Origin of the sequence: Luteimonas sp. TWI662 (assembly GCF_039673825.1) — a bacterium.
GTDB lineage: Bacteria > Pseudomonadota > Gammaproteobacteria > Xanthomonadales > Xanthomonadaceae > Luteimonas.
Genome location: NZ_JBDJMI010000001.1, coordinates 261,323 through 287,865, shown reverse-complemented (window position 1 = coordinate 287,865; position 26,543 = coordinate 261,323). Strand labels below are relative to the sequence as shown.

Genomic DNA, 26,543 nt, shown 5'->3' with positions numbered 1-26,543 from the left:
CCGGGCAGCGCCGTGCCGGGGGCTAGAGGATGCCTTCGGCTGCCATCGCTGCGCGCACGCCCGGATCGGCCAGCATCCGCGCATCGAAAGCGTGCAGATGGTCGAGGCCGCCCAGGTCCAGTTTCAGGCGCTTGGCCCACTGCAGGGTCACGAACAGGTAGGGGTCGGCGATCGAGCGAGCGCCGACGAGGAAGTCGCGGCCTGCCAGCTGCGCGTCGAGGCGTTCATACAGGCCGCGGACCTTCCCCATGGCCTGCTTGCGCGTGCGGTCGATCGCGTCGGGATCTTCGAGGTACTTGGTACTGCCGAACAGCGGGTGGAACGCAGGATGCAGGTCGGCATTGAGCAGCCCGAGCCAGCGATTGACCTCGGCCCGTCCTTCTGGCGTGCCATCTCCACCCAGCCCGGCTTGCGGAAAGCGGTCGGCCAGATAGTTCAGGATCGCCGCGTTCTGGGTCAGCGCCCAGTCGCCGTCGACCAGCACCGGGACCGCACCGGCGGGATTGAGCGCCAGGAACGGCGGCGCTTTCATTGTCGTCGCGTCGACGACACGTACCTCGAACGGTGCACCGATCCAGCGCAGCGCGATGTGGTCGGCCAGCGAACAGGCGCCGGGCTTGGTGTAGAGCGTGAGCATGCAGCCTCCGGACTCGGGACGGGCGGCCATCATGCGCCCGGCGCGAGCTGCCGAACACCTCAGCCGCGTGCGGTCGTCGTCACGGGAGCGGCAGGCTGGGGACGCAGCCGCTGCACGCGCAGGAACGTGTGGTCGCCGATCGTCGCCACCGGCGGCGCGTGGCGCCATGCCGGGGCGGCGATGCCGTGCGCCATGAAATGGCTCGCACCGGGCACGATCTCGCGGCGCTCGGCGCGCGGCAGCGACCAGTTGCGCTCCGAGGCGAGGGCGACGTTGACCGCACGGGTCCACGCGCTGGTGTTCGCCAGCCGGGTCTGGGGCGAGAGGATGGTCGGTGCGAACTGCTTGCGCGCGGTGACGACCTCGCACATCGACTCGCCCCACAGCCCGCTTTCCTGGCGGCGCAGTGCGACTTCGGCGACGGCTTCCTGTCCGCGGACCGACTGGTCGCGGGCTTCGAGATAGACCGTCGTGCTCAGACAGAGCGAATCGGCGGCCGGCGGTGGCAGCACGGAGGCCAGCCACATCACCCATTCCAGTTTCATCGTTGACTCCTTGCTCCGTTGCGCCGTGTCGCGCCGTCTGATGCCCGAAGGCAGGAGCGGCGGCGACGTCGGCATGGCGTCTTGGGGAGGGCGGCGACTCTATGGCGCTTTCGCCCGGGCTCCGAACCGCGGGATCGCGGCCGGGCCGGTGTTCCGCCAAGGCGGGCGGAACGAGTTGGCGGCACGGTATCGGTGGTTTTTCGAATCGAACGTGAATACGCGGCACTGGTGCCGATCGCCGATCTGTGGCTGGACAGGGCGGAAACGGGGCCGTATTCAGCTTCAAGCACCGCCGGAAGCGGTATTGCTTGTGATCCATATTCCTGAACTTTCGTTCAGGTTCGCCAGGGGGCGTCGTGCGGAACAGGCCCGCATTCAGTCCGCTCACGGGTGCCCATCCCGCAGCAACCACCCACCGCGCAGTCGAGCATCGGCGATTGGGAGGCGTCGAGGGCGCATGTCGGCGCCCCGCGCACCAAGGGCCGCTACAGACGCGCTGCCAACGCGCTCGCCTGGGCGATCGCGCGCTTGGCGTCGAGCTCGGCGGCCACGTCCGCGCCGCCCACCAGGTGCACGACACGGCCGGCCGCCTGCAGCGCGTCGAGCAGGTCCCGTCGCGGCTCCTGGCCCGCGCACACCACCACGTGGTCGACCGGCAGCAACTGCTCGGTGCCGTCCACTCGGATGCGCAGGCCGTCGTCATCGACGCCCAGATACGCGACGCCGCCCAGCATCCGCACGCCCTTGGCCTTGAGCGTACTGCGGTGGATCCAGCCGGTGGTCTTGCCGAGTCGGGCGCCCGGGCGGCCAGGACTGCGCTGCAGCAACCAGACGTCGCGCGCCGGCGGCGACGGCGCGGCCGGGACCAGCCCGCCTGGTTGCTCGAAGCTCGGGTCCACGCCCCATTCGCGCATCCACGCCGCCGGATCGAGGCTGGGCGGCGTGCCGTTGCCCTCGACCAGGAACTCGCCGACATCGAAGCCGATGCCACCAGCGCCGATGATCGCCACCCGCGCGCCCGGCACGATCCGACCTTCGAGCACGTCGACATAGCCGGCGACCTTGGGATGGTCGTGTCCGGGGATGTCGATCGCGCGCGGGCGTACGCCGGTCGCGAGCACGACGACATCGAAGCCGGCGAGGTCGCTCGCCGTCACCGGGGTCGAGAGCCGCAGGTCGACCCCGGTCTCGGCGATGCGCTGGCCGAAGTAGCGCAGCGTCTCGTTGAACTCCTCCTTGCCGGGAATGCGCCGTGCCAGGTTGAACTGGCCGCCGATCGCCTCGGCCGCATCGAACAGCACCACGCGATGGCCACGCTGGGCGGCGACGGTCGCGCAGGCCAGCCCGGCCGGGCCGGCGCCGACTACCGCGATGCGCAGCGGCGTGGCCGCCGGGACGTAGTTGAGCTCGGTCTCCGCGCACGCCCGCGGATTGACCAGGCAGCTGGCGGTGCGGTTCGCGAACACGTGGTCCAGGCAGGCCTGATTGCAGGCGATGCAGGTATTGATGCGCGCAGGCGTGCCGGCGCGCGCCTTGGCGACCCAGTGCGGATCGGCCAGCAGCGGCCGTGCCATCGAGACCATGTCCGCGCCGCCGGCCGCGAGCACGCGCTCGGCGACATCGGGCATGTTGATGCGGTTGGTCGCGACCAGCGGCAGCTTCACATACGGGCGCAGCTTGGCGGTCACCCCGGCGAAGGCCGCGCGCGGGACCGAGGTGGCGATCGTCGGCACCCGTGCCTCGTGCCAGCCGATCCCGGTGTTGAGCAGCGTTGCCCCGGCAGCCTCGATCGCGCGGGCCTGCTGCACGATCTCGTCCCAGCCCGACCCCTCGGGTACCAGTTCGAGCATCGACAGGCGGTAGATCAGGATGAAGTCGTGCCCGGCGGCCTCGCGCACGCGGCGCACGATCTCGGTCGCAAAGCGCATGCGCTGCAGCACATCGCCGCCCCAACGGTCCCGGCGGCGATTGGTGCGTGCGCTCAGGAACTGGTTGATCAGGTAGCCCTCGCTGCCCATGATCTCGACGCCGTCGTAGCCGGCCTCGCGCGCGAGCTTGGCGGCGTGGGCGTAGGCATCGATCGTGCGTTCGACCCCGCGTGCGCTCAGCGCCCGGGGCGTGAACGGGTTGATCGGGGCTTTCAGGCGGCTCGGCGCGACCTGCAGCGGGTGGTAGGCGTAGCGGCCGGCATGCAGCAGCTGCAGGCAGATCTTCGCGTCATGGGCGTGCACCGCGTCGGTGACCGGGCGATGGCGCCGCGTTTCCCATCGCCACGACAGCTTGCCGCCGAACGGCTTGAGCCAGCCGGGGATGTCGGGCGAGAAGCCGCCGGTGACGATCAGCGCCACGCCGCCCTCGGCACGCTCGGCGAAGTAGCGCGCCAGCTTCGGGAAGTCGGCGGCGCGATCCTCCAGCCCGGTGTGCATCGAGCCCATCAGCACCCGGTTGCGCAGCGTCGTAAAGCCCAGGTCGAGCGGGGCGAGCAGGTGCGGATAGAGCGTGGAGTCGGCGGGCTGGCCCATGACTGGCGGCATGACATGGATACGCTGGCGTATGGATGCCGCAGGGTGCCGCGACCGGCGCCGCGGCGCAAGCGCCGCGGCGTCTCGGTTGCACGCCGAGCAGGCCGGACAAGGCCGGCCGGTCACTGGCGCCTGCGGCGTGGCGCGAGGCCTGCGATCAGCGCCAGCCGGCGACGGCGACCTTGCCGATGGTCGCGCCCGATTCGAGCAGCCGGTGCGCTTCGCGCAACGTGTCGGCACCGATCGGCGAGAGCGTGCGGCCGAGGGTGCCGCGCAGTCGGCCAGCATCGACGAGCGCGGCGACGCGCGCCAGGATGCGCCCGTGCGCATCCATGTCGGCAGTGCGGAAGCGCGGCCGCGCGAACATGAATTCCCAATGGATGCCGATGCACTTGGCTTTGTAGGGGTCGCCGATCTTCAGCGCGCCCGCTGGTTCGACGATCAGGCCGACGTGCCCCTGCGGCGCAAGCAGCTCGCCCAACGCATCCCAGTAGCGATCGGTATCGGCGAGGTTGAGCGCCGCGTCGACCTGGGTGTGGCCGAGCGCCTGCAACTGCGGCGCCAGCGGCTGGCGGTGATCGATCACGTGGTCGGCGCCGAGGTCCCGGCACCAGGCGATGCTGTCCTCGCGCGAGGCCGTGGCGATCACGGTGAAACCGGCCAACTTGGCCAGCTGGATCGCGATCGAACCCACGCCGCCGGCGCCGGCGATCACCAGCAGCGTCCTGCCGGCGCCGCCGTCTTCGAATGCATAGGGCATGCGTTCGAACAGCAGCTCCCAGGCGGTGATCGCGGTCAGCGGCAGGGCTGCGGCCTGCGCGAAGTCCAGCGTGCCGGGCTTGCGCGCCACCAGCCGCGCATCGACCACTTGGAACTGCGCGTTGCTGCCCGGTCGGGTGACATCGCCGGCGTAATAGACCGCGTCGCCGATCGAGAATCCGGTCACCTGATCGCCGATCGCCTCGACCACGCCGGCCGCGTCGTAGCCCAGCACGCGATGCGGTGCACCTTCCGGCAGCGGGGCCCGACGCAGCTTGGTGTCGACCGGATTGACCGCAACTGCTTCGATGCGCACGCGCAGGTCCTGCGGGCCGGGCGCTGGCAGCTCGAGGTCGAGTTCGACCAGCGCGTGCGGATCGTCGATCGGCAGCGGACGGGTGGTGGCGATGGCTTTCATGCGGGACTCTCCTGATCGGGGGCGGGGACTGGCGCCGGGCTGCGCTCGGCGAACTGCCCGTTCCAGTAAGGGTAGTAGGGATAGGGCGCCGGCACCGCGCTCGCGGCGTCCAGCCGGGCGACGTGCATCGGGTCCAGCGACCAGCCGGCTGCGCCCAGGTTCTCGCGCAGTTGCGCCTCGTTGCGCGCGCCCAGCCGCGCCGTCGAGACCCCGGGGCGCTGCAGCGGGCCGTTCAGCGCGATCTGGGGCACGCTGCGACCGGCGTCGGCGGCAACCGCGTCGAGCGCGTCGACGATCCGGTACCGCCGCGCGTCATCGACCGGTGGGGCGAATGCGGGGGTCGCATGCAGCCGACTGCCGGCCGGCAGCGGCTGGCCGCGACGGATCCGCAGCACGAGGGGCGATGTTGCGGGGGCATCAGCACGGCTGGATGGCGGCTGAGCGTGCACGTCGGAGCGCGATTGCCGACACGGCGACACCGGCCAGCGTGACCAGCGCCCCGGCCGTGCCCAACCGCTCCAGACCCCCGCCATGGCCGACGACGAGGCCGCCGAGCCAGGCGCCCGCCGCGTTGCCGAGGTTGAACGCGCCGATGTTGAGGCTCGAGGCCAGGTTGCGGCCTTCGTCGCCGGCGCGCTGCAGCACCCAGGCCTGCAGGGGCGCGACGGTCGCGAATGCGGCGACACCGAGCAGGCCGGTGGCGACCACCATCGCCGGGGCCTGATGCATCGCGGCGCCGAGAAGCGCGAGCACGGCGGCGAGCGCGAGCAGCGTGGCCGGGATCGCCGCCGCCGGTGCGCGGTCGGCGAAGCGGCCGCCGAGCAGGTTGCCGGCGATCATCCCGACCCCGAACACCAGCAGCACCGGCGAGACCGCGCGATCGGACAAGCCGCTCACCTGCACCAGGACCGGTTGGATGAAGGTGTAGACCGTGAACACGCCGGCATACCCCAGCGTCGTCGTCAGCAGGCCGAGCACCACCGGCGGCCGCGACACCGCCGCGAGCGCACGACGGACGCTGCCGGACGCAACGGTCGCGCGGTCGGCTGGCACCAGCGCCGCGATCACGAGCGTCGCCAGTCCGCCGATCGCGGCGACCGCCCAGAACGTGGCGCGCCATCCCGCATGCAGGCCCAGCCACGCGCCGGCCGGCACGCCGAGCAGGGTGGCGACAGTCAGGCCGGTGAACATCACCGAGATCGCGCGGGCGCGCCGCTCCGCCGGCACCAGGCCTGCGGCGACCACCGCGCCGACGCCGAAGAAGGTGCCATGGGCGAGCGAGGTGATCACGCGCGCGGCCATCAGCCAGCCGTAGTCGGGCGCCAGCGCGCAGGCCAGGTTGCCGAGCGTGAACACCGCCATCAGGCCGACCAGCACCGCCTTGCGCGGCAGCCGGTCAGTCGCGAGCGTGAGCAGCGGTGCGCCGACGAACACCCCCAGCGCATAACCGGAGATCAGCAGTCCAGCCGCGGGCAGGCTCACCTGCAGATCGGCCGCGACCTGGCGCAGCAGGCCCATGATCACGAACTCGGTGGTGCCGATGCCGAATGCGCCTGCGGTCAGTGCATACAGGGCCGCTGGCGTGCGGGAGGAGGGAGCGGAGGAGCGGGGCATGGTCGCGATCGGTGCGGGGGAGCGGCCATTCTCGAAAGCGACGATCCGGTGGAACAGGTTTAGGATCGACAAGTACTTTCAATCGGAAATTGAAGATCGATGGCGCGGCTCGACGACATCGCCCTGTTCCTGCGCGTGCTCGATCTGGGGTCGATCAGCGCGGCCGCGCGCGCCCTGGACCTGTCGCCGGCCGTGGCCAGCCAGCGCCTGAAACGCCTGGAGAGCACGCTCGGCGTGCGGCTGCTGCATCGGACCACACGCCGGCTCCACCCCACTGCCGAGGGCCGCGCACTGGCTTCGCGCGGGCGCGCGCTGGTCGACGACCTCGACAGCCTCGCCGCCGGCCTGCGCGAGAGTGGCGGGCGGGGCATTGCCGGCACGTTGCGGGTGACGATGTCGGCTTCGTTCGGACGCCAGCACGTCTCGCCGCTGCTGCCGCGATTTCTGGCCCGGCATCCCGAGCTGCGGCTGAGCGTGCACATGAGCGACCAATTGGTGGACCTGGTCCGGGCGGGCTTCGACCTGGCGATCCGGATCGGCGAACTGGACGACTCCCGACTGGTCGCACGCCCGATCGCTGCCAACGATCGCGTGCTCGTCGCCTCGCCCGACTACCTGCACCGGCGCGGACACCCGCACATGCCTGCCGACCTGGTCGATCACGACTGCCTGCTGCTGGTCGGCAGCCGCGGGCGCCAGGACCGGTGGCCGTTGCTCGACCGCGACGGCGTCCGCACCGAGGTCGCGGTGTCAGGGCGCATGGAAAGCACGCTCGGCGAGATCCTGCGCGATGCCGCGCTCGCAGGCGAGGGCATCGCGATGCATTCGGTGTGGCATGTCGCCGATGATCTGCGTGCGGGGCGACTGATCCGCGTGCTGCCGGGATACGCTCCGCCCGCGACCGGTATCCATGCCGTCATGCCCGAGCGCCGGCTCGTCCCGCCGCGCACCCGCGCATTCGTGGATTTCCTGGTCGAGGAACTGGGCCGCTCGCCGCCCTGGGCGGCAGCTGCCGAACACGCCGCCGCGCTCGAGGCCAGGTAAGCGTTAAGGACGTCTTGACGCCACGCCGACACCGAATCCAGACAATGCGCGCCGTTGGAAGTTCCCGCAGTAGCCCAAGGCTGGATGAACGGTAAGGCGTTGTTCCGTTGGAATCTTTCAACCGTTAGGTTAGTGTTAACGACGCCTTCACACAGCTGACTTTAGGCTATGTACCAAGGCGTGTGCGTTTGACGCCTCAAACCGATGCCATGACGCATTCCCCCTAGAACAGGAGCTGATACAACATGAATAAGAAACTCCTCTGCGCCGCGCTGCTCGGCGGCCTCGGCTTGGTGCAGGCCGCCAATGCCCAGGAGTTCGACGACCGCTGGTATCTGACCGGCTCCGTCGGCTACAACTTCCAGGCCGAAGATCGCCGCACCGACGACACCCCGTTCGTTACCCTCGGTTTCGGTCGTTTCATCAGCCCGAACTGGTCGATCGACGGTGAACTGAACTATCAGAACCCCGGTTTCGACAGCAGCGTCGAGGGTGCGAACCCCGACCTGAATTGGAGCCAGTACGGCGCCTCGATCGACTTCCGCTACCACTTCATCTCCGAGGGCCGTGGCTGGAACCCCTACCTGCTGGCCGGCGTCGGCTATCAGCGTTCGGAAGAGGAGTTCAACGCGTTCCCGAGCCCGAACTCGCCCGGCGAGCGTAAGGACGGCAACTTCGCTGCCAAGGTCGGTGCCGGTCTGCAGACCACCTTCGACAAGCGCGTCGCCGTGCGCGCCGAAATCGCCTACCGCGCTGATTTCAACGACAGCAGCATCGCCGCCAACGGTCCGCGTGACTGGGCCGGCTACCCGCACAACGCCAACGAGAGCTACTTCGGCGACGTGCTGGCCTCGGTCGGTGTCGTGGTGCCGCTCGGCCCGCCGCCGGCGCCTCCGGCTCCCCCGGCTCCGCCGCCGCCGCCGCCGGCTCCCGCCCCGGCTCCGCCGCCGCCGGCTCCGATCACCATCGATCTGAACGGCGTGAACTTCGACTTCGATCGTTCGACGCTGCGTCCTGACGCGGTGGCGATCCTGAACGAGGCCGTCGAGATCCTGCGTCGCTACCCCGAACTGCGCGTCGAGGTTGCAGGCCACACCGACTCGAAGGGTACGGACGCCTACAACCAGCGCCTGTCGGAGCGCCGTGCGAAGGCCGTGTACGACTTCCTGACCAGCAACGGCATCACTGCCGATCGCCTGGTCGGTCCGGTCGGCTACGGCGAGAGCCGTCCGATTGCGCCGAACACCAACCCGGATGGTTCGGACAATCCGGAAGGTCGCGCGCGCAACCGTCGCACCGAGCTGAACGTCCAGAACTAAGTCTGGCGCCAGCGAAGCAATACGAAGAAGCCCGGCTGATGCCGGGCTTCTTTTTGTCTCTTTTCCCACTGCGGAATGGGAAGAACTCGCGCGCCACTGCCGCGCGATGCACGTGTGTTGCGGGCTGCCGATCCGGTCCTCGACGGCGAAATGGAGGGTCGGCGCCGCACGCGCCCATGCGCCGAACGTTTTGATCGAGTGCACAGACGTCCCGGTCCTGCGGCGCGATCGCTGTAGGTGGGGCAGACACTCACCGAAGTGAATGCGCGAAAGCAGAATTTCCCTTGTCGGGCCGTAACTTGGCGCATATACTTCAGGCCAATTCGACTCCGGGGACCTCTGCCCATGCGCGCCATCGTGTTGACGACCCTGCTGGCCCTTCCGTTCGCCGGCCACGCGGCGGACTGCGCCGATCTCGATACGCGTGCTGCGCGCCCGTTGCAGACGACCGCACTGATGCCGCTGTCGCCGGAACTGGCGGCGCCCAGTTATCGACTCGGCACGACCGCGGTGCTGTCGCGTGCCTACGACGACGCGCAGTCGGTCGATCAGGTGCTGCTGCGCATGGAGATCGAGCGCTGCCAGAATGTCGCGATGGCCGCCGCAGCGGCGGGCGTGGTGAAGCCGGGCGATCCGTCGGCCTACGTCAAGCAGACCGAGTTCGACAATACGCCGTACCGGTTCAACATGACCCAAGGCGGCAAGCGCATGACCGCCGACGACTTCGACGCCTGGCTCAAGGCCAATGGCTACAGTGTCGGGCGTCGCGCGGACCCGAACGCACCGGTCGAAGCGGCGGCCGCCCCGGCAACCCCGACGCCGAGCGAGTGAGTGTCGCGCACCCCGATGCATCGATGACGACGGCCCGCGCGAGCGGGCCGTTCGTCCATGCGGCCGCAGGGCGATGAGCAGCCGGCCATTGCGCGGCCACGCAACGCCTCGTTACGGCATTGCGCGCATCCTGTCCAAGCGCGGCCTGTGCTCGCGCAGTGAGGCCGAACGCTGGGTGCGCGACGGGCGCGTCCGCATTGGCGGGCGTGTGGTCCGAGATCCCGAGTATCCGGTTGCACTCGACGAGGCACGCGTCGTCATCGATGGCGTGACCATGTCCGGTGTTGTGCACCGCTACCTGATGCTCAACAAGCCGCGCGGTCTGGTGACGACGGCTCGCGACGAACGCGGACGCGACACGGTCTACCGTTGTTTCGATACTGCGTCGCTGGGATGGATTGCCCCGGTCGGGCGGCTCGACAAGGCCAGCGAGGGCCTGCTGTTGTTCACCAGCGATCCGGCATGGGCGGCTGCGATCGCCGACCCCGAGCGCGGTCCCAGCAAGACCTATCACGTGCAGATCGATACGCGACCCGACGCCGCGCTGCTCGCCGGCCTGCATGCCGGCGTCGAGGATGCCGGCCAGCAGTTGCGCGCCGCATCCGCCCGTGTGCTGCGCGAAGGCGCGCGTAACGCATGGCTGGAGATCGTGCTCGACGAAGGCCGCAATCGGCAGATCCGTCGTCTGCTGGGCGCACACGAGGTCGGCGTGCTGCGTCTGGTGCGCGTTGCGATCGGGCGCGTGGGCCTGGGGGAACTGGCCAAGGGGGCCTGGCGCGATCTTGCGCCCCACGAAGTCGAACGTCTGGCGCCGCGTTCGGCGCCAGCCGCCGTCAAGCCGGACTAGCGTCGGCTCGACCTATACGCGCGCCGCGGCTCAGCCCGGCAACACGCCCAGTTCGCGGCCGATGCGGGTGAACGCGTCGATCGCCTGGTCCAGATGGTCGCGCGTGTGCGCGGCGCTGATCTGGGTACGGATCCGGGCCTGGTCCTTGGGCACCACCGGGAAGAAGAATCCGATCGCGTAGATCCCTTCCTCGAGCAAGCGCTCGGCGAAGCGCTGCGCCAGCTTGGCGTCGTAAAGCATGACCGGGCTGATCGGGTGAGTGCCGGGGCGCACGTCGAAGCCGGCCGCGGTCATCCGCTCGCGGAAGTAGCGGGTGTTCTCGACCAGCCGTTCGCGCAGTTCACCGGCCGCATCCAGCATCTCGAAGGCCTTGATGCCGGCGGCGACCACATGCGGCGGCAGCGAGTTGGAGAACAGATAGGGGCGCGAGCGCTGGCGCAGCAATTCGATGACGTCGGCCTTGGCGGTCGTGAAGCCGCCCAGCGCACCCCCCATCGCCTTGCCGAGCGTGCCGGTGATGATGTCGATCTTCTCCAGCACGCCCTTGACCTCGGCCGAGCCGCGGCCGGTGGCGCCGAGGAAGCCGGTCGCATGACACTCGTCGATGTGCACCAGCGCGTCGTACTTGTGCGCCAGGGCGGTGATCTCGTCGAGCGGCGCGATGAAGCCGTCCATCGAGAACACGCCGTCGGTGGTGATCAGGATCGTCTTCGCGCCGTCGGCGCGCGCCTGCTTGAGTTGCGCCTCCAGGTCGGCCATGTCGCAGTTGGCGTAGCGATAGCGCTTGGCCTTGCACAGCCGCACGCCGTCGATGATCGACGCATGGTTGAGCGCGTCGCTGATGATCGCGTCGTCCTCGCCGAGCAGCGGCTCGAAGAGCCCGCCATTGGCGTCGAAACAGGCCGCGTAGAGAATCGTGTCCTGCTTGCCGAAGAAGTCGGCGATGGTCTTTTCGAGCTGCTTGTGCAGGTCCTGCGTGCCGCAGATGAAGCGCACCGAGGCCATGCCGAAGCCATGGGTGTCGAGCGCGTCCTTGGCAGCGGCGATGATATCCGCGTGATCGGCCAGGCCCAGGTAGTTGTTGGCGCAGAAGTTCAGCACCGTGCGCCCGTCGGCGAGCGTGATCTGCGCGGACTGCGGGCCGGTGATCACGCGCTCGGACTTGAACAGGCCGGCGTCGCGGATCTCGTCGAGGGTGGCGGCGTAGCGGTCGGTCAGGGACATCGGGCGATCCGGAAGAGACGATGCGCGCAGTTTACCCGGCAGGCGCGTGCGCGCCGCCCGGGTGTGTCGTGCACCACGTGTCCCAGGCCGTCTGCAAGGCAGCGATATCGCTCGGCAGCCCATGGGCCGCGCCGGTGTCGGCAAGCCAGGATTCGAAATCCACGCCCCCCGCGATCGCCTCGCTGATGGTGCCGAGGATGTGAGGCTTGCGGCTCGTCTGCTCGAGGAAATCGGCAAACAGCATCGATTGCGCGTAGAACAGGCTGGCGGAGAGCGCGCCGTCGCCGGACATCGTCATCACCTGAATGCCGGACTGGGTCTGGACGCGGCTCGATTGCATCAGCGCCTGCCGTTGCGCCACGACCGGGTGCGTCTGTGTCAGAAACTGCGCGAGTGGAAGGATGGCCGGTGACGCTGTCCGGAGGGCGGCGAAGAAGCTGCGTTCGTACTGGGCACGGGCGGCCTGACCTTCCATGCGCACAGCGGCGGCTTCATCCAGCCAATCGGGCGCGGGCGTGCCGTACTGGCCGTCGACGGGCTCGGCGTCGGGCCAGTAGGCGGCGCGGTACTGCGCATGGCCGAGCTCGTCCATGTCGCATGCGCCACCTCCCGTGGTGATCTCGATTCCAGCGAGCCTGCAAAGAATCGAAGATACCCGGATGTGCCAGAGGTCATGCAGCGGCTGTGCGCCCGGACTTGCCGGACGCGCGCCTCAGACGCCGCTCAAGTCCAGTTGAGGACGACCTTGCCCGACTTGCCCGATTCCATCAGGTCGAAGCCCTTCTGGAACTCGTCGACCGGCAACTGGTGGCTCAGCACCTTGCCCAGCGGGAAGCCCGAGAGCACCAATTGGGTCATCTTGTACCAGGTCTCGTACATCTTCCGGCCGTAGATGCCCTGGACGGTCAGGCCCTTGAAGATGATCCGATCCCAGTCGATGCCCGCGCCCTTGGGCAGCAGGCCGAGCAGGGCGACCTTGCCGCCGTGGTACATGCAGTCGAGCATGTCGTTGAACGCGCGCGGGTTGCCGCTCATCTCCAGGCCGACGTCGAAGCCTTCCATGTGCAGGTCGGCCATGACCTCCTTGAGCGAGGTCTTGCTGACGTTGACCACGCGCGTGGCGCCCATGTCGGCGGCCAGCTTGAGGCGGTAGTCGTTGACGTCGGTGACCACGACGTTGCGCGCGCCGATGTGCTTGCAGATGCCTGCCGCCATCACGCCGATCGGGCCGGCGCCGGTGATCAGCACGTCCTCGCCGACGACGTCGAACTCCAGTGCGCAGTGCGCGGCGTTGCCGTAGGGGTCGAAGAAGGCCGCCAGCTCGGACGGGATCTGGTCGGGGATCGGCCACAGGTTGGTCGCCGGCATCGCGATGTACTCGGCGAACGCGCCGTCGCGGGTCACGCCGATGCCGACGGTGTTCGGGCACAGGTGCGGCTTGCCGGCGCGGCAGTTGCGGCAATGCCCGCAGACCAGGTGGCCCTCGGCCGACACGCGCTGGCCGACCGTGTAGCCGGTGACCGCCGAGCCCAGCTCGACGATGCGGCCGACGAACTCGTGGCCGATGACCAGCCCGGGCTTGATCGTGCGCTGGCTCCACTCGTCCCACAGGTAGATGTGCAGATCGGTGCCGCAGATCGCGGTCTTCTCCAACTTGATGAGCACATCGTTCGGGCCCGGGGTCGGCACTGGCACCTCGTCCATCCAGATGCCTTTGGTGGCTTCGCGCTTGACCAGCGCCTTCATCGTCCGGGTCATCGTCGTCGTGCCTGCAGGCAGAAAAAGAGCGGCGATTATACGGGCCGCGGGATGACGGCCCCTGCTGCACCGCACCGTCGCCGCACGCGGCGACGGGTGCCGGGGGTTGGCCGCTCGACGGTGGCACGTTCTAGACTTGGCGCCCCGAAACGACCGACAGGACCACCATGCGCCATCCGCTTCTGGCCGCGACGCTGCTGGGCGTCTTCCTCAGCTGCAGTCATTCGTCCGTCGCCGGGGAGGGGATGTGGGTCCCGCAACAACTGCCGGAGATCTCGCCTGCGCTGCGCAAGGCGGGTCTTCGGCTCGACGCCAGCCAGCTGGCCGACCTGACCGGCGACCCGCTGGGCGCGGTGGTCTCGCTGGGCGGCTGTACGGCCAGCTTCGTTTCCCCGCAGGGGCTGGCGATCACCAATCACCACTGTGCCTACGGCGCGATCCAGCTCAACTCCACGCCCGAGAAGAACCTGATGCGCGACGGCTTCAACGCCGCAGCGCTCGGCGACGAGATTTCGGCCGGCCCCAACGCCCGCATTTACGCGCTCGACAGCATCCAGGACGTTACCGCCGAGGTGCGCGCGGCGATCGACGCAGCCGCCGACGGGCTGGGGCGGACCGCGGCGCTGGATGCGATCGAGAAGTCGCTCGTGGCCCGCTGCGAGGCCGATCCAGGCTATCGCTGCCGGCTCTACAGCTTCCTGGGCGGCAACAGCTACCGATTGTTCCGCAACCTCGAGATCCGCGACGTACGGCTGGTCTACGCGCCGGCCGGCGGCATCGGCAGCTTTGGCGGCGACGTCGACAACTGGATGTGGCCGCGCCACACCGGCGATTTCGCGTTCTACCGCGCCTACGTCGGCCGCGACGGTCGCCCGGCCGAGTACGCCCCCGATAACGTGCCTTACACCCCGCGGCGGTTCCTGCGACTGGCCGACAAGGCGCTGCGCGAGGGCGATTTCGTGATGGTGGCCGGGTACCCGGGGCGCACCAGCCGGTACGCATCGGCGGGCGAGTTCGCCGAGACGGTCGCCTGGCGTTACCCGCAGGTCAGCCGCCACTACCGTGCGCTCATCGACCTGGTCGAGGCGCAGGGCAAGCAGGACCCCGAGATCGAGGTGCGCTACGCCAGCGCGGTGCGCGGCTGGCAGAACACCCTGAAGAACTACGAGGGCCAACTGCAGGGCTTCGAGCGCATCGGTGCGCTTGCTCGCAAGCAGGAGGAAGCGGCGGCGGTGCAGGCCTGGCTGCAGGGCCGCGGGGAGGCAGGGCAGCCGGCGCTCGAGGCCCAGGCGCGCATCGCCGCGCTCGAGGCCCAGGCGCAGGCCACGCGTGAGCGCGACCTGGTGCTGTCGCTGCTCGACAACAGCGGCGTGCTGTCCACCGCGGTGCGCCTGTACCGGCTGGCGATCGAGAAGGAGCGGCCCGACGCGATGCGCGAGCAGGGCTATCAGCAGCGCGATCTGCCGGTGATCGAGGGCAGCCTGCGGCAGATGGACCGGCGCTATGTGCCGGCGATGGACCGCGCGCTGACCCGCTATGCCTTGCAGCAGTACGTGCAGTTGCCGGACGGCCAGCGGGTCGCGGCAATCGATCAGTTCCTGGGCGGCAGCGACGCGGCGGCGATCGAGCGCGCGCTCGACCGGCTCGAGCGCAGCCGCCTGGGTGACAGCGACGAGCGCCTGAAGTGGTTCACCGCCGACCGCCATGCGTTCCTGCGCAGCACCGACCCCGCGCTGCAGTACGCGGCCGGTGTCGTGCCGGAGTTGGTGCGGATCGAACAGGAGGCCAAGGCCCGCGCCGGCGACCTGTTGGTGCTCCAGCCGACTGTGCTGCAGGCGGTCGCCGACTATCGCGCCAGTCGCGGCGAAGCGGTCTACCCGGACGCCAATTCCTCGCTGCGCATCACCTTCGGCAACGTCACCGGCTATACCGATCGCACGGGCCGCACGCAGACCCCGTTCACCCGGCTCGAAGAGATTCCGGCCAAGGCGACAGGGGCCGAGCCGTTCGACGCGCCCAAGACCCAGCTCGACGCGATTGCAGCCGGTCGCCATGCTGGCCTGGCCGACCGGCGCCTGCGCTCGGTGCCGGTGAACTTTCTGGCCGATCTCGACGTGACCGGCGGCAATTCCGGATCGCCGGTGCTCGACGCCGACGGCCGCCTGACCGGGCTGCTGTTCGACATGACCTGGGACGCGGTGGTGTCGAACTGGGTGTTCGACCCGACGATGACGCGCACGATCTCGGTCGATCAGCGCTACATTCGCTGGGTGATGCAGGAGGTCGATCCGGCGCCGCGGCTGCTCCGGGAGATGGGCGCAGCGCGCTGAGCGCGCGGGCCTCGTGACGCCGGATGCTCCGCCGGTCCGCTGAGCGATCGGCCGAGCCGGCGACGCCGACCGTCTGCGCCGGCGTCCCACCTGGGGTGCGGGCGCGTGCGTCAGCACGCGACCGGTGAGGCAGCCGCGCGATCTGCTTGGAAGCGCAAGGAAACGAATGCAGCAATCGTCTTCGGCCATTCCCGTCAAGGTCTTCACCCGCTGGCACCAGTGGTCGACGCCGCTGGGCATCGTGCTGGCATCGACGGCCTTCATCGGCATCGTGTTCGGGTTGAACCAGCCGCTGTTGGCGATCGGGGTTGCGGTCGTCGCGCTCGTGGTCCCGCCGCTGGTCGCCTTTCTGGGCTTCCCTATCCGCGATGAAGCGCGGATCGAGCCGGAGGGCATCGTCTTCGCGCGTCGCGCGGCCGTGCGTTTCGCCGACATCGCACAGTGGGGCACGGACGATTACTTGACGCTGGTCCGACGCGGTGCCCCCACCGTCCTGGTGAGCGCTCTCGACGGACCGGGCCGGGCGCGCCTGCTCCGGGAGTTCCAGGCTGCGTTCGAGGCCTGGCAGGCGCGCCGACCCGTGGTCGAACGACCGGCCGCGCGCACCCATTTTCACGGCGGTGCGCGGGGGCGGCTCGTGGGGCTGCTGATCCTGGCGCTGGGCATCACCTGCGGGGTGATGGCGTTGCGCCTGCGCGAACCGAGCGTCGCGCTTGCGTTCACGGGCGGGCTGGGCGGCCTGTTCGGCCTGGTCATGATGCTCGGACGACGGGCCTGAGCACTGCGCGTCGCCGCGCAGTTCGGCACGATCGCTCGCGGATTCCGAGCGCCGGGCGTGCGCGTGGTGCGGGCCTCGACAGGTAGACTGTCGCGCCGCGCCCAGCTGTGCAGGCGCGCCGCATTGTCGAGGACCGCGCATGAGAATCCTGCTTGCCCGCCATGGCGAAACGCCGTGGAACGCCGAAGGCCGCTACCAGGGACAGGAGGACATCCCGCTATCGCCGGTCGGTGAGCGCCAGGCGACCTTGCTCGGTGCGCGGCTGGCGGACGTGCGCATCGACCGGGCGGTCAGCTCGCCGCTGTCGCGTGCGCACCGCACCGCGCGCCTGGCCCTGGGCGTGGACCGCGAAGCCCTGCTGACCACCGATCCCGGCCTGGCCGAGATCGCGCACGGTACCTGGGAAGGCCTGCTTGCGGCCGAGATCGGCGAGCGCGACCCCGAGCGCCTGGCGGCGTGGCGCGACGCGCCCGACACCGTGCAGATGCCGGGCGGCGAATCGTTGCAGCAGGTGCTCGATCGCGCGTGGCCGGCCTTTGCGCGTGCGCTTGCAGGCCTGGGGCCGGACGACACGGCGCTGATCGTCGCGCACGACGCAGTCAATCGCGTGATCCTGTGCCGCGTGCTCGGTCTGCCGCTCGCGCGGCTGTGGACCTTTCGCCAGGCGCCGACCACGCTCAATCTGCTCGAAGGGCCCGATGTCGATCGCCTCGACGTGGTCCGCCTGAACGATTGCGCGCACCACACTGCGTTCTTCGGCGAGGCGGTCCACCGCGCGCTATGACCGCATCCGCATCGCTCGCGGACTGGCTGGCGCGCCTCGAGGCGCGGCATCCGGTCGAAGTGGAGCTGGGGTTGGATCGCGTTGCCGCGGTCCACGCACGGCTCGACTGCGGCCGGCCCGCCACCCGCGTCATCACCGTGGCCGGCACCAATGGCAAGGGCTCGACGGTGGCCCTGATCGAGGCCGCGGCGCGCGCCGCCGGCTGGCGCGTGGGCGCCTACACCTCGCCGCATCTGCTGGCCTACAACGAACGCGTGCGCATCGACGGCGTCGATGCCGACGATGCCGCGCTGGTGGCAGCGTTCGAGGCAATCGAGGCCGTGCGCGGCGATACACCGCTGACCTATTTCGAGACCGGCACCCTGGCCGCGCTGTGGCTGTTCGCGCGCGCGGAGCTGAACCTGGCGATCCTCGAGGTCGGACTCGGCGGCCGTCTGGATGCGGTCAATCTGGTCGACGCCGATGTCGCGGTCGTCACCACGGTCGATCTCGATCACCAGGACTGGCTGGGTAACGACCGCGAAGCGATCGGCCTGGAGAAGGCCGGCATCGCGCGCCCGTGGCGGCCGCTGGTGCTTGGCGACGACGACCCGCCGGCGAGCGTGCTGCGGCATGCCTACCGCATCGGCGCGGTCGCGATCCGCGCCGGCAGCGATTTCCTGTTCGCGCCTGCGCGCGAGGGGCGCTGGATCTGGCGCGAGGTCGGCTATGAGGTCGACCTGCCGCTGCCCGCGCTGGCCGCGCCTGTGCAACTGCGCAACGCCGCGGTCGCAGTGGCGGCGCTGCGTGCGCTCGACGCCGACGTGCCCGATGCCGCTCTTGCGGCGGGCATCGCCGACGCACATGCCGCTGCGCGGCTGCAGCGGTTCGAGCGCGGCGAGGTCGAGCTCGTCGTCGATGTCGCACACAACCCGCAGGCCGCCCAGGCGCTGGCGCAGTGGCTGGGCGCCGCGCCCGCGCAAGGCAGGACATGGGCGGTCTATGCCGCCCTGGCCGACAAGGATGCGATCGGCGTCGTCGCGGCGCTGGCGCCCGCAGTCGACGGCTGGTGGCTGGCGGGGCTGGCCGATGGCGGCGCGCGCAGCCAGTCGGCCGATGCGCTGCGGACGCGGTTGGCGGGCACCGCCGCTGGGTACGCCCCGGTGGCGGCCGACGTGGGCGGCGCGCTGGATGCGGTGCTGGCGCAGGCGCGGCCGGGCGACCGGGTTCTGGTGTTCGGCTCTTTCCATACCGCTGCCGCCGCGCTCGCGCGGTTGCAGGGTCCGGGTTAAGGCCCCGGTGGCCCCGGTGCGTATAATCGCTGCGTTCCCTCCGCCTGCGCCCTCTGCATGACGCCTGGACTCAAACAGCGCCTGATCGGTGCCGCCGTGTTGATCGCGCTGGCGGTGATCTTCTTGCCGATGCTGGTCAAGGGCCCGGCGCCCGCGAGTGGCCTGCCCGACATGCCGCTCGAGCTGCCGGATGCGCCGAACGGGCAGTACAAGACCGTCGATCTGCCGCTGGTCGCGCCATCGCCCGCTCCGGCAGGCGGCGTCCTTGCCGAAGGGACCCCGCGGACCCCCGCTGCGCCGGCATCCGCCGCTACGCCGAGCACGGGCGATGCGCTGCCGACCGTGGAGACAGGCGCGCAGAGCGAACCGCTGCCGCCGACCACGGCCGGTGGCGGCTACGCGGTGCACTACGGCGCGTTCGCCAGCCAGGCCGATGCCGAGGCGATCCTGCGCCAGCTCCGCCAGGCGTCGCTGACCGGCTATCGCGAAGCGTTCACGCTCAACGGCCGGCCGGCGCAGCGCGTGCGGCTGGGGCCGTATGCGAGCCGTGCCGAGGCCGAGATCGTGCGGTTGCGCGCGGCCCAGGTGCGCGACGACGTCAATCCGCGTGTGGTCGCGCTCGACGCCACCGCGACGCCGACACAGACGCAGCCGCCTGCACCGGCGCCGGCCCGGCCCACGCCGGCAACGCCACCGGCCGAGCCGACGCGCACCGCGCAGACGCCGCCTCCGGCGCCCAAGCCGGCGCCCGCCGCGACACCTGCCCCTGCGCCGGCGCCCGCGCGCACCGCCGAAGTGGGTTTCGTGGTGCAGCTTGGCGCCTTCAGCCAGGCCGCCGAGGCCGAACGGCTGCGCGATCGCCTGCGCAGCGCCGGCATCACCGCCTTCACCGACAGCGTCACGACCGACAAGGGGCGCCTGACTCGGGTCAAGGCTGGCCCGGTCGCCAGCCGCGGCGAGGCCGACCAGCTCAAGGCGCAGGTGCGCGCCAAGGTGGGCGTCGACGGTCTGGTGCGGTCGCATCCCTGAGGCCAGGGCCGAACGGGGCTTGCCCCTCTACTCTCTATTCAATGGCGCGCACCGCGCGCCCAGCAGGACTGGAATCGCCATGTGCGGGATCGTCGGGATCGTCGGAACCTCCGAAGTCGCGGGTGCGCTGTATGACGGCCTGACCGTTTTGCAGCACCGCGGGCAGGATGCGGCAGGCATCGCCACCGCCAATGGCACTGCGCTGCGCGTGCAGAAGGGCAACGGCCTGGTGCGCGACGTGTTCGATGCCAAGACGATGGCGCTGTTGCGCGGTCGCGTCGGCATCGCCCATTGCCGCTATCCGACCGCGGGCAGCGAGGGCAGCGACGAGGCCCAGCCGTTCTACGTCAATTCGCCGTTCGGTATCGCGCTCGCGCACAACGGCAACCTGGTCAACACCGACCAGTTGCGCCAGCAGGTGTTCGAGACCGATCGCCGCAACGTCAATACCGAGTCCGACTCGGAAGTGCTGCTCAACGTGTTCGCGCACGAGCTCGACCGCGAGAAGGCCTTGACCCCCGAGGCTGCGTTCCGCGCGATCGAGGGCGTCAACCGCCGTGCCCGCGGCGGCTACGCGGTCGTGGCGACCGTGCTGGGCCTGGGGCTGGTCGCGTTCCGCGATCCGCACGGCATCCGTCCGCTGGTGCTCGGCCGCCGGCAGAGCGAGGAGGGCACCGAGTATGCGGTGGCGTCCGAATCGGTCGCGCTCGACATCCTCGGCTTCGAGCGGCTGCGCGACGTCGAGCCTGGCGAGGGCATCGTCGTCACCGCGCGTGGCGAACTGCACCATCGCCAGTGCGCGCCGCGGCAGGCGCACGCGCCGTGCATCTTCGAGTACGTGTACTTCGCGCGTCCCGATTCGATGATCGAGAACATCTCGGTGCACAAGGCGCGCATGCGCATGGGCGTGACCCTGGGCGAGAAGATCCTGCGGCTGCGCCCCGACCACGACATCGACACGGTGATCCCGATCCCCGACACCTCGCGCGACTCCGCGCTGGAGATCGCCAACGTGCTGGGCGTGAAGTACCGCGAGGGCTTCATCAAGAACCGCTACGTGGGCCGCACCTTCATCATGCCGGGGCAGGGCGAACGCGCGAAGTCGGTCAAGCGCAAGCTCAATCCGATTCCGCTCGAGTTCCGCAACCGGGTCGTGCTGCTGGTCGACGATTCGATCGTGCGCGGCACCACGTCCAAGCAGATCGTGCAGATGGCGCGCGATGCCGGCGCCAAGAAGGTCTACCTGGCCTCCGCCGCCCCGCCGGTCCGTCACCCCAACATCTATGGCATCGACATGCCGTCGGTCGATGAACTGGTTGCGCATAACCGCACCGAGGCCGAGATCGAGTCGTTCCTGGGCTGCGACTGGTTGATCTACCAGGACTTGGCCGATCTCGAGGCGGCGGTCGCCGGGCCCAAGTTCCCCGACCTGCGCTTCGACAGTTCGTGCTTCAGCGGCGAATACGTCACCGGCATCGAGCCGGGCTACTTCGAGCGCCTGCGCCAGCTGCGCTCCGACGAGGCCAAGAACAAGCGCCGCGCGTGAGCGCGGCGGTGTCCGACGCGCCCGACCTGCTGGCCGCGGCGCGCCAGTGCCTGGACGCATGCGACCTCGACCTCAAGGTCGCATTGACCCGCCAGCACGCCGCGCGGCACCGCGATGGTAGGCTGCCGCTGCCCCTCGATCCGCCGCCGCCCGACCCCATCCGCATGCCCGGTCGGCCGCCGCGTCCGCGACTGGTGCATCCACGCGAATTGCCGCGGCGAGGGCTGGGCAGCGACGAGGGGCGCGCGGCGTTCCTGCACGCGATTGCCCACATCGAGCTCAATGCGATCGACCTGGCTTGGGACGCGGTCTACCGCTTTCGCGGCCTGCCTGATGCGTTCTACGCCGACTGGGTCGCAATCGCCGACGACGAGGCCCGACATTTCGTGCTGCTGCGCGATCGCCTGCGTGCGTTCGGCCGCGACTACGGCGATTTCGACGCGCACAACGGGCTGTGGGAAATGTGCGAGAAGACCGCACATGACGGCCTGGCGCGCATGGCGCTGGTGCCACGCGTGCTCGAAGCCCGCGGTCTCGACGTGACCCCCGGCATGATCGTCAAGCTGCGCGCGCTCGGCGACGATGCGACCGCCGACATCCTCGAGATCATCCTGCGCGAGGAAATCCCACACGTCGCGGCCGGCAGCCGCTGGTTCCGCTGGTACTGCGCCCGCGACGGCATCGCCCCCGAGCCCAGGTTCCGCGCACTGCTGGCCGATTACGCGCGTACGGTGCTGCACGGCCCGTTCAATCTCGACGCCCGCGCCGCCGCCGGATTCAGCGCCGAGGAACTCGCGGCCTTGCAGGCGGTGGCGCAAGGGTAGGGCGGCAAGTCTGCGTGCCGGGCGGGCACGCCGCGGGACAAGCGAGGCTGTCAGCCGCCTCGCAATGACGCGCCGCCACTCGCCGTGTCGCCGCAGGACGTGGGATGGACTGTGACGCGCATCAAGGACAGCCTGTCCGCCCGAGGCCAGTATCTCGCTGGGGCAGGATCGTCTGTAGGCCGCACTGCGACAACGCCGACGCCCCGTCCAGGTACCGCGTGTACGTTCGACCGGAGTGTCGAGCTTTGTATTCTGGCGGACGTGCAAGCGGCATTTGCAAGTTGATGCAATCGACAAGGAGAGACGACATGCAGTACGAAGACATCGTGGGTGGTTGGCTCAATGGTGAGGACAGCGTGGACGGCCATGAGAACCCGGCCGGCTCGTTGTACGCCGAGGGCGTAGCGGTCACGGAAGCGGCGATGACCGACAAGAACTTCTTCCTGCTGACGCAATGCAGTTCCTGTACGGCGTCGATCCCGGCGCACTGCTGCTGATTGGGCGCGGAAGCGGGTTCGCCCAGCGCGGACCCGCTTCCGCGGCAAGGCCGATCGCGGTCGTCGTCTCGCCGGAATGATTCTGGGACACGACTTGGAAGTGACGACGCGCGTCATGCAGATCGGGATGCGTTGGCCATCGTGCGCGCGGGAATGGAGACCGGCATGGATGACAGAGTGGCAGGGACAGAGTTCGACCGCGCAATCGGCGCGATCATTTCGGATGCGCGCAAGGATTTGGACGCTCGGCTCGCATCCGTCTCGCAGGGGCTCGCAGCGGAGGAATGCGACGTCGTGTTCGCTGCGGCGCATCGCACGTTGTTGGCGAACGCACGGCGCAAGCTCAATCGGGTGCTGCTGCTGGAACTGCACGCGGCGCAACTGGCCGGTCAGCTGCACCACGAGGGAGAGCGCGAGCGCTTCGATGCGTTCGTCCAGCGCGCCAGCGACCCGGCATTCGTAGCGCATCTCGCACGGCGATATCCTGCACTGGGCCCGCGACTGGAGCGCACATTGGGCCAGCAGGCATCCGCGCTGGCCTCGATGGTGCAGCGACTGGGCAACGACCGTGCTCAGGTGCGCGCGCTCATCGGGGGGCCAGAGGGCACGCTGCGCGCTCTTCATCTTGGTCAGGGGGACGTGCATAACGGCGGGCAGGCGGTCGCGCATCTGGAGTTCGAAGGCGGCAGTGTCATGTACAAGCCGCGTTCGGTGGCGATCGACCTGGCGCTGGAGCGCTTTCTCGAGCGCGTGCTCGGAAGCGACCCCCTGCGTATCCGCGTGCCTGCGTCGCTGATGCGGGCAGGCTACGGGTGGTCGGCATTCGCCGTGCACCGCTACTGCGGCGATAAAGAGGAGTTGGCCACCTTCTATCGCAACATCGGCCATTGGCTGGCCACGATGCGCCTTCTGGGTGGCACCGACCTGCATCATGAGAACATCATCGCGGTCGGGCCGGTGCCGGTGGCCGTGGACGTCGAAAGTCTGTTCGCACCCGAGGTCGACGCGCCGTCGACGGGGCTGGGTGCGGCAATGGATGCGGCGAGTCGGCTGATCACCACCTCGGTACTGCGTACAGGCTTGGTGCCATTTCGCGCCCCGATGCTCGGCCTGCACGGGGTGGATATTTCGGCAGCGGGCGCCCTTCCCGACGAACAGCCAAAGATTCGGGTCCCGCTGATCGTCGACGCTGGTACGACCTCGGCCCGCATGCAGGTGGCAGATGTCGAGCTTCCCCCCGCACGCAATCATCCTTGCGTCCGCCCGGACATTTCCCTGCACTGGAATCACGTCGTCGATGGCTTCTCCGAGTTGACCGCACGTTTCCAGGCTCTCGACCGCGATAAGGAACTGCGCCCTTTGCTCGCGCCCTTCATCGGTTGTGAGGCCAGGCGGATCCGGCGTCCGACGCAAGCCTACTCGGAAGTGATGCGCATGCTCTGGCATCCCGCATCGCTGCATAACGAACCTCCGGCGCTCGAGCGCGCCCGGGATATCCTGCAACGCAATGCGGCCGTGTTGCCGGTCGCGCCGCGCGACTTGGATACGATCTCAGGTGAAGTCGAGGACATGCGCTACGGCGACATTCCCGTTTTTTTCGAGACGCTTTCTGCCGTCGACATCGACGCGGCCTTGGACAGCTGGCGCGGCATGCGTCTTGAGATGGAAGAGCTGACGATCCGGGGTGCGTTGGTGACGGCCTATCTCAATGGCAAGCTCGCCAATCGCGAGAGTGCGCCGCGCGACGTCGTTGCTCGCCGTCCGCATGCCGACGACCTGGATCGGCGGCGCCGACGACTAGCGAGGGAGACGGTCGAGAAGCTGCTGCGACTGTCGGTGTCCGGCGATGATGGAACGTCGGCATGGATCAGTCCCGTACTTGGTGCGGAAGGCTGGACGATGCGCACGCTCCAGTCCGATCTCTACATCGGGCTGGGAGGGATCGCCATCGCATTGGCGGGCTACCGGCATGAAGTCAGGCGGGGACGGGCTGATGCGGTGGAGGGCTTGGATAGCGCCATCACGGGGGCGATCCGGGTCGCGGAGATGCTCGAACTGCAAGAGCCGATCGATGCGGTCGGCGCGTTCATCGGCCTGTCATCGCAGGTACTGACCTGGATGACCCTGTACCGTTTGGACGGCGATCCCGCGATGCTCGAGCGCGCGCGCCGCAGCGCGGCGACGCTGGCGCGGCGAGGGTTCCGCCCAGACGACAATCTGGACCTGCTCGAAGGGGTCAGTGGCGCGATCGTGCCGTTGCTGCAACTGGCTGACCTGGACGGAGACGACGGGTGGCGAGAGGTGGCCGCCGACGCTGGGCGCCATCTGGAAGCGACGGCGATCGTCGATGCCCAGGGAGCGCGATGGCCGAGTGCCATCTTCGATCGGCCGCTGGGCGGGTTCGCGCACGGCGCCACGGGCAGCGGATGGGCGCTCGCAAGGCTCGCATTGAGTCGCGCGGGGACGCAGCAGGAGCGCGATCGGTGGGCGGCGTTGGCCGAGCAGGCCTTCGTGTTCGAAGACGGACTCTACGATCATGCAGCAGGCGATTGGATCGATGTCCGCAAGCCGGAATCCAAGGATTTTCCCGATACGTGGTGCCACGGCAGCGTCGGCATCGGGCTGGCGGCCTGCGACCTCTATGCCCGCACCGGCGGAGCGCGTTATCTCGACACCTTGCGGCGGGCGGTTCGCGCGGCCGAGCGACGCGGCTGGGGGATCAGTCATACGCTATGCCATGGCGATCTGAGCCTGTGGGAGCTGCTCGAGCGCGCAGCAGTGCTGGATCCGGGCACGCGACACGATGAGGGATTGTCGGCCGGCGCGCGTATCGTCTCGGCGATGGAGGAATGCAGCGGCGCAGTCGGCGGGCTGGCGCGCGATACCTACACACCGGGGCTGATGAGCGGCGTGTCGGGATCGCTCCACTTCCTCAACCGCTTGCATCCCGACTGCCGACTGCCTTCGCCCCTGCTGCTGGAGTGCGGGTTCGACACACCGATGTCGGCGCCACGTCCGGAGTCTGATCGCGCGGACACGGCAGCGGAGGCGGAGGCCACGCCGGGCTAGGCTGGTGCACCGGGGGTGGCGTTAGGCCTCCCACGCCACTGCGGTGGGCAACGCCTGCGGCGCCGGCTGTCTACAGCGCCGAAAGCTCGAAGCGGCCGTCGGCGCTCGCGCGCAGCACCGAGCCCTGCTCGAACCAGTCGCCGAGCACGATGCGACGGCAGGCGCGGCCGGCGACCTGCAGGTCGTGGATCGCGGGGCGGTGGGTGTGGCCGTGGATCATCGTGTCGATGCCGTAGCGGACGAACCACTCGGCGACGGTGGCCGGCGCGACATCGGTCACCGTCTCCATCGTGCCGGCCTCGCGCAACGCGGCCGCACGCGCCTGGCTGGCCGTGCGCGCCTGCTGCGCGAACGCCAGCCGCGCGGCCAGCGGCTGGGCGAGCATCTGCGCCTGCCAGCGCGGGTCGCGGGTTTGGGCGCGGATCGCCTGGTACTCGACATCGTCGGTGCACAGCAGGTCGCCGTGGGTCAGCAGCACCGGCCGGCCATGGAGCAGAATCACCGCCGGGTCGGGCAGGATCCGCAGGCCCGCGCGCCGCGCCCAGGCGTTGCCGACGAGGAAGTCGCGGTTGCCGTGCATGAAGGCCACCGGCACGCCCGCATCCGACAGCGCGCGCAGACGGTCGGCGACCAGTGCGCCAGCCTCGGACGGATCGTCGTCGCCGACCCACGACTCGAACAGGTCGCCGAGTATGTACAGCGCCTCGGCCTGTCGTGCCTCGCCATCGAGGAACGCGGCGAACAACTCGGTGATCGCCGGGCGCGCCGGGTCGAGGTGCAGGTCGGACAGGAAGTAGGTCGTCATCGCGCCATTGTAGAAGCCACTCCGCCCCGCGGTGCGTCCCGGTGACGGGGGCGGCGCGGGTAGAATGCGCGGTTTCCCTGTTCCGAGCGTTC

Annotated in this window: 22 protein-coding genes and 1 pseudogene; 13 read left to right on the top strand and 10 right to left on the bottom strand. The window is 69.5% G+C overall.

Going from position 1 to position 26,543, the window contains the following annotated elements:
• Positions 1–22: 22 nt before the first annotated feature.
• The 6 genes and pseudogenes from ABE488_RS01375 to ABE488_RS01350 form a co-directional block, all read right to left on the bottom strand.
• Positions 23–637 carry a glutathione S-transferase N-terminal domain-containing protein gene (locus ABE488_RS01375; RefSeq protein WP_346446818.1) on the bottom strand — a complete coding sequence of 205 codons (615 nt, stop codon included), beginning with the start codon at positions 635–637 and terminating at the stop codon, positions 23–25.
• A 59-nt stretch (positions 638–696) separates the two neighbouring features.
• Complete coding sequence (locus tag ABE488_RS01370; RefSeq protein WP_346443255.1) at positions 697–1,182, bottom strand: cell wall hydrolase; 486 nt, start codon at positions 1,180–1,182, stop codon at positions 697–699.
• 485 nt (positions 1,183–1,667) lie between these two features.
• A complete protein-coding gene (locus tag ABE488_RS01365; RefSeq protein ID WP_346446816.1) occupies positions 1,668–3,704 on the bottom strand; it encodes an NADPH-dependent 2,4-dienoyl-CoA reductase in 2,037 nt (678 codons plus the stop codon).
• A gap of 157 nt (positions 3,705–3,861) precedes the next feature.
• Positions 3,862–4,881 (bottom strand): zinc-binding alcohol dehydrogenase family protein, encoded by a 1,020-nt coding sequence (locus ABE488_RS01360; protein WP_346446815.1) that lies wholly within the window; start codon positions 4,879–4,881, stop codon positions 3,862–3,864.
• Positions 4,878–5,270: pseudogene (locus ABE488_RS01355) on the bottom strand (aldo/keto reductase); the annotation flags it as partial. The pseudogene ABE488_RS01355 and the gene ABE488_RS01360, both read right to left, overlap by 4 nt.
• Positions 5,271–5,298: 28 nt before the next feature.
• Positions 5,299–6,495: an MFS transporter gene (locus tag ABE488_RS01350; RefSeq protein ID WP_346446813.1), complete on the bottom strand. Its 1,197-nt coding sequence runs from the start codon at positions 6,493–6,495 to the stop codon at positions 5,299–5,301.
• Between the two features lie 99 nt (positions 6,496–6,594).
• Between ABE488_RS01350 and ABE488_RS01345 the strand changes: the two genes are divergently transcribed.
• The 4 genes from ABE488_RS01345 to ABE488_RS01330 all read left to right on the top strand — a co-directional run bounded on the left by ABE488_RS01345 (position 6,595) and on the right by ABE488_RS01330 (position 10,536).
• A complete protein-coding gene (locus tag ABE488_RS01345) occupies positions 6,595–7,539 on the top strand; it encodes a LysR family transcriptional regulator (RefSeq protein ID WP_346446812.1) in 945 nt (314 codons plus the stop codon).
• Positions 7,540–7,784: 245 nt separating this feature from the next.
• Entirely contained in the window at positions 7,785–8,858 is a 1,074-nt protein-coding gene (locus ABE488_RS01340) for an OmpA family protein (protein WP_346443245.1), read from the top strand.
• 345 nt (positions 8,859–9,203) lie between these two features.
• On the top strand, positions 9,204–9,689 hold the full coding sequence (locus tag ABE488_RS01335) for a hypothetical protein (RefSeq protein WP_346446811.1): 486 nt from the start codon (positions 9,204–9,206) through the stop codon (positions 9,687–9,689).
• 73 nt (positions 9,690–9,762) lie between these two features.
• The gene (locus ABE488_RS01330) at positions 9,763–10,536 is read left to right on the top strand and encodes a pseudouridine synthase (RefSeq protein ID WP_346446810.1); all 774 of its coding nucleotides are present in this window, start codon (positions 9,763–9,765) and stop codon (positions 10,534–10,536) included.
• A gap of 30 nt (positions 10,537–10,566) precedes the next feature.
• Here the strand turns inward: ABE488_RS01330 and kbl are convergent, their stop codons facing one another.
• The 3 genes from kbl to tdh all read right to left on the bottom strand — a co-directional run bounded on the left by kbl (position 10,567) and on the right by tdh (position 13,518).
• Complete coding sequence (kbl, locus tag ABE488_RS01325) at positions 10,567–11,760, bottom strand: glycine C-acetyltransferase (protein ID WP_346443239.1); 1,194 nt, start codon at positions 11,758–11,760, stop codon at positions 10,567–10,569.
• Positions 11,761–11,791: 31 nt separating this feature from the next.
• Positions 11,792–12,352 (bottom strand): hypothetical protein, encoded by a 561-nt coding sequence (locus ABE488_RS01320; RefSeq protein WP_346446808.1) that lies wholly within the window; start codon positions 12,350–12,352, stop codon positions 11,792–11,794.
• Positions 12,353–12,483: 131 nt separating this feature from the next.
• The gene (gene tdh, locus ABE488_RS01315) at positions 12,484–13,518 is read right to left on the bottom strand and encodes an L-threonine 3-dehydrogenase (RefSeq protein ID WP_346446806.1); all 1,035 of its coding nucleotides are present in this window, start codon (positions 13,516–13,518) and stop codon (positions 12,484–12,486) included.
• A gap of 167 nt (positions 13,519–13,685) precedes the next feature.
• Here tdh and ABE488_RS01310 point away from each other — a divergent pair, with 167 nt between their 5' ends.
• From ABE488_RS01310 to ABE488_RS01270, 9 genes are all read left to right on the top strand, one after another.
• Positions 13,686–15,848 carry a S46 family peptidase gene (locus ABE488_RS01310; RefSeq protein ID WP_346446805.1) on the top strand — a complete coding sequence of 721 codons (2,163 nt, stop codon included), beginning with the start codon at positions 13,686–13,688 and terminating at the stop codon, positions 15,846–15,848.
• 124 nt (positions 15,849–15,972) lie between these two features.
• The gene (locus ABE488_RS01305) at positions 15,973–16,626 is read left to right on the top strand and encodes a hypothetical protein (protein WP_346446804.1); all 654 of its coding nucleotides are present in this window, start codon (positions 15,973–15,975) and stop codon (positions 16,624–16,626) included.
• 139 nt (positions 16,627–16,765) lie between these two features.
• Positions 16,766–17,410 (top strand): histidine phosphatase family protein, encoded by a 645-nt coding sequence (locus tag ABE488_RS01300; RefSeq protein WP_346446802.1) that lies wholly within the window; start codon positions 16,766–16,768, stop codon positions 17,408–17,410.
• Positions 17,407–18,681: a bifunctional tetrahydrofolate synthase/dihydrofolate synthase gene (gene folC / locus ABE488_RS01295; RefSeq protein WP_346446800.1), complete on the top strand. Its 1,275-nt coding sequence runs from the start codon at positions 17,407–17,409 to the stop codon at positions 18,679–18,681. Before ABE488_RS01300 ends, folC begins: the two co-directional genes overlap by 4 nt.
• A 57-nt stretch (positions 18,682–18,738) precedes the next feature.
• The gene (locus ABE488_RS01290) at positions 18,739–19,710 is read left to right on the top strand and encodes an SPOR domain-containing protein (protein ID WP_346446798.1); all 972 of its coding nucleotides are present in this window, start codon (positions 18,739–18,741) and stop codon (positions 19,708–19,710) included.
• A 79-nt stretch (positions 19,711–19,789) separates the two neighbouring features.
• Positions 19,790–21,256 (top strand): amidophosphoribosyltransferase, encoded by a 1,467-nt coding sequence (gene purF, locus ABE488_RS01285; protein ID WP_346443227.1) that lies wholly within the window; start codon positions 19,790–19,792, stop codon positions 21,254–21,256.
• An 8-nt stretch (positions 21,257–21,264) separates the two neighbouring features.
• Positions 21,265–22,080: a ferritin-like domain-containing protein gene (locus tag ABE488_RS01280; protein ID WP_346446796.1), complete on the top strand. Its 816-nt coding sequence runs from the start codon at positions 21,265–21,267 to the stop codon at positions 22,078–22,080.
• A gap of 308 nt (positions 22,081–22,388) precedes the next feature.
• On the top strand, positions 22,389–22,577 hold the full coding sequence (locus ABE488_RS01275; RefSeq protein ID WP_346446794.1) for a DUF6229 family protein: 189 nt from the start codon (positions 22,389–22,391) through the stop codon (positions 22,575–22,577).
• 165 nt (positions 22,578–22,742) lie between these two features.
• Positions 22,743–25,646 (top strand): type 2 lanthipeptide synthetase LanM family protein, encoded by a 2,904-nt coding sequence (locus ABE488_RS01270; RefSeq protein ID WP_346446792.1) that lies wholly within the window; start codon positions 22,743–22,745, stop codon positions 25,644–25,646.
• Between the two features lie 70 nt (positions 25,647–25,716).
• On the opposite strand, the gene lpxH is transcribed toward ABE488_RS01270, so the two are convergent.
• Positions 25,717–26,451 carry a UDP-2,3-diacylglucosamine diphosphatase gene (gene lpxH / locus ABE488_RS01265; RefSeq protein ID WP_346446790.1) on the bottom strand — a complete coding sequence of 245 codons (735 nt, stop codon included), beginning with the start codon at positions 26,449–26,451 and terminating at the stop codon, positions 25,717–25,719.
• Positions 26,452–26,543 lie beyond the last annotated feature (92 nt).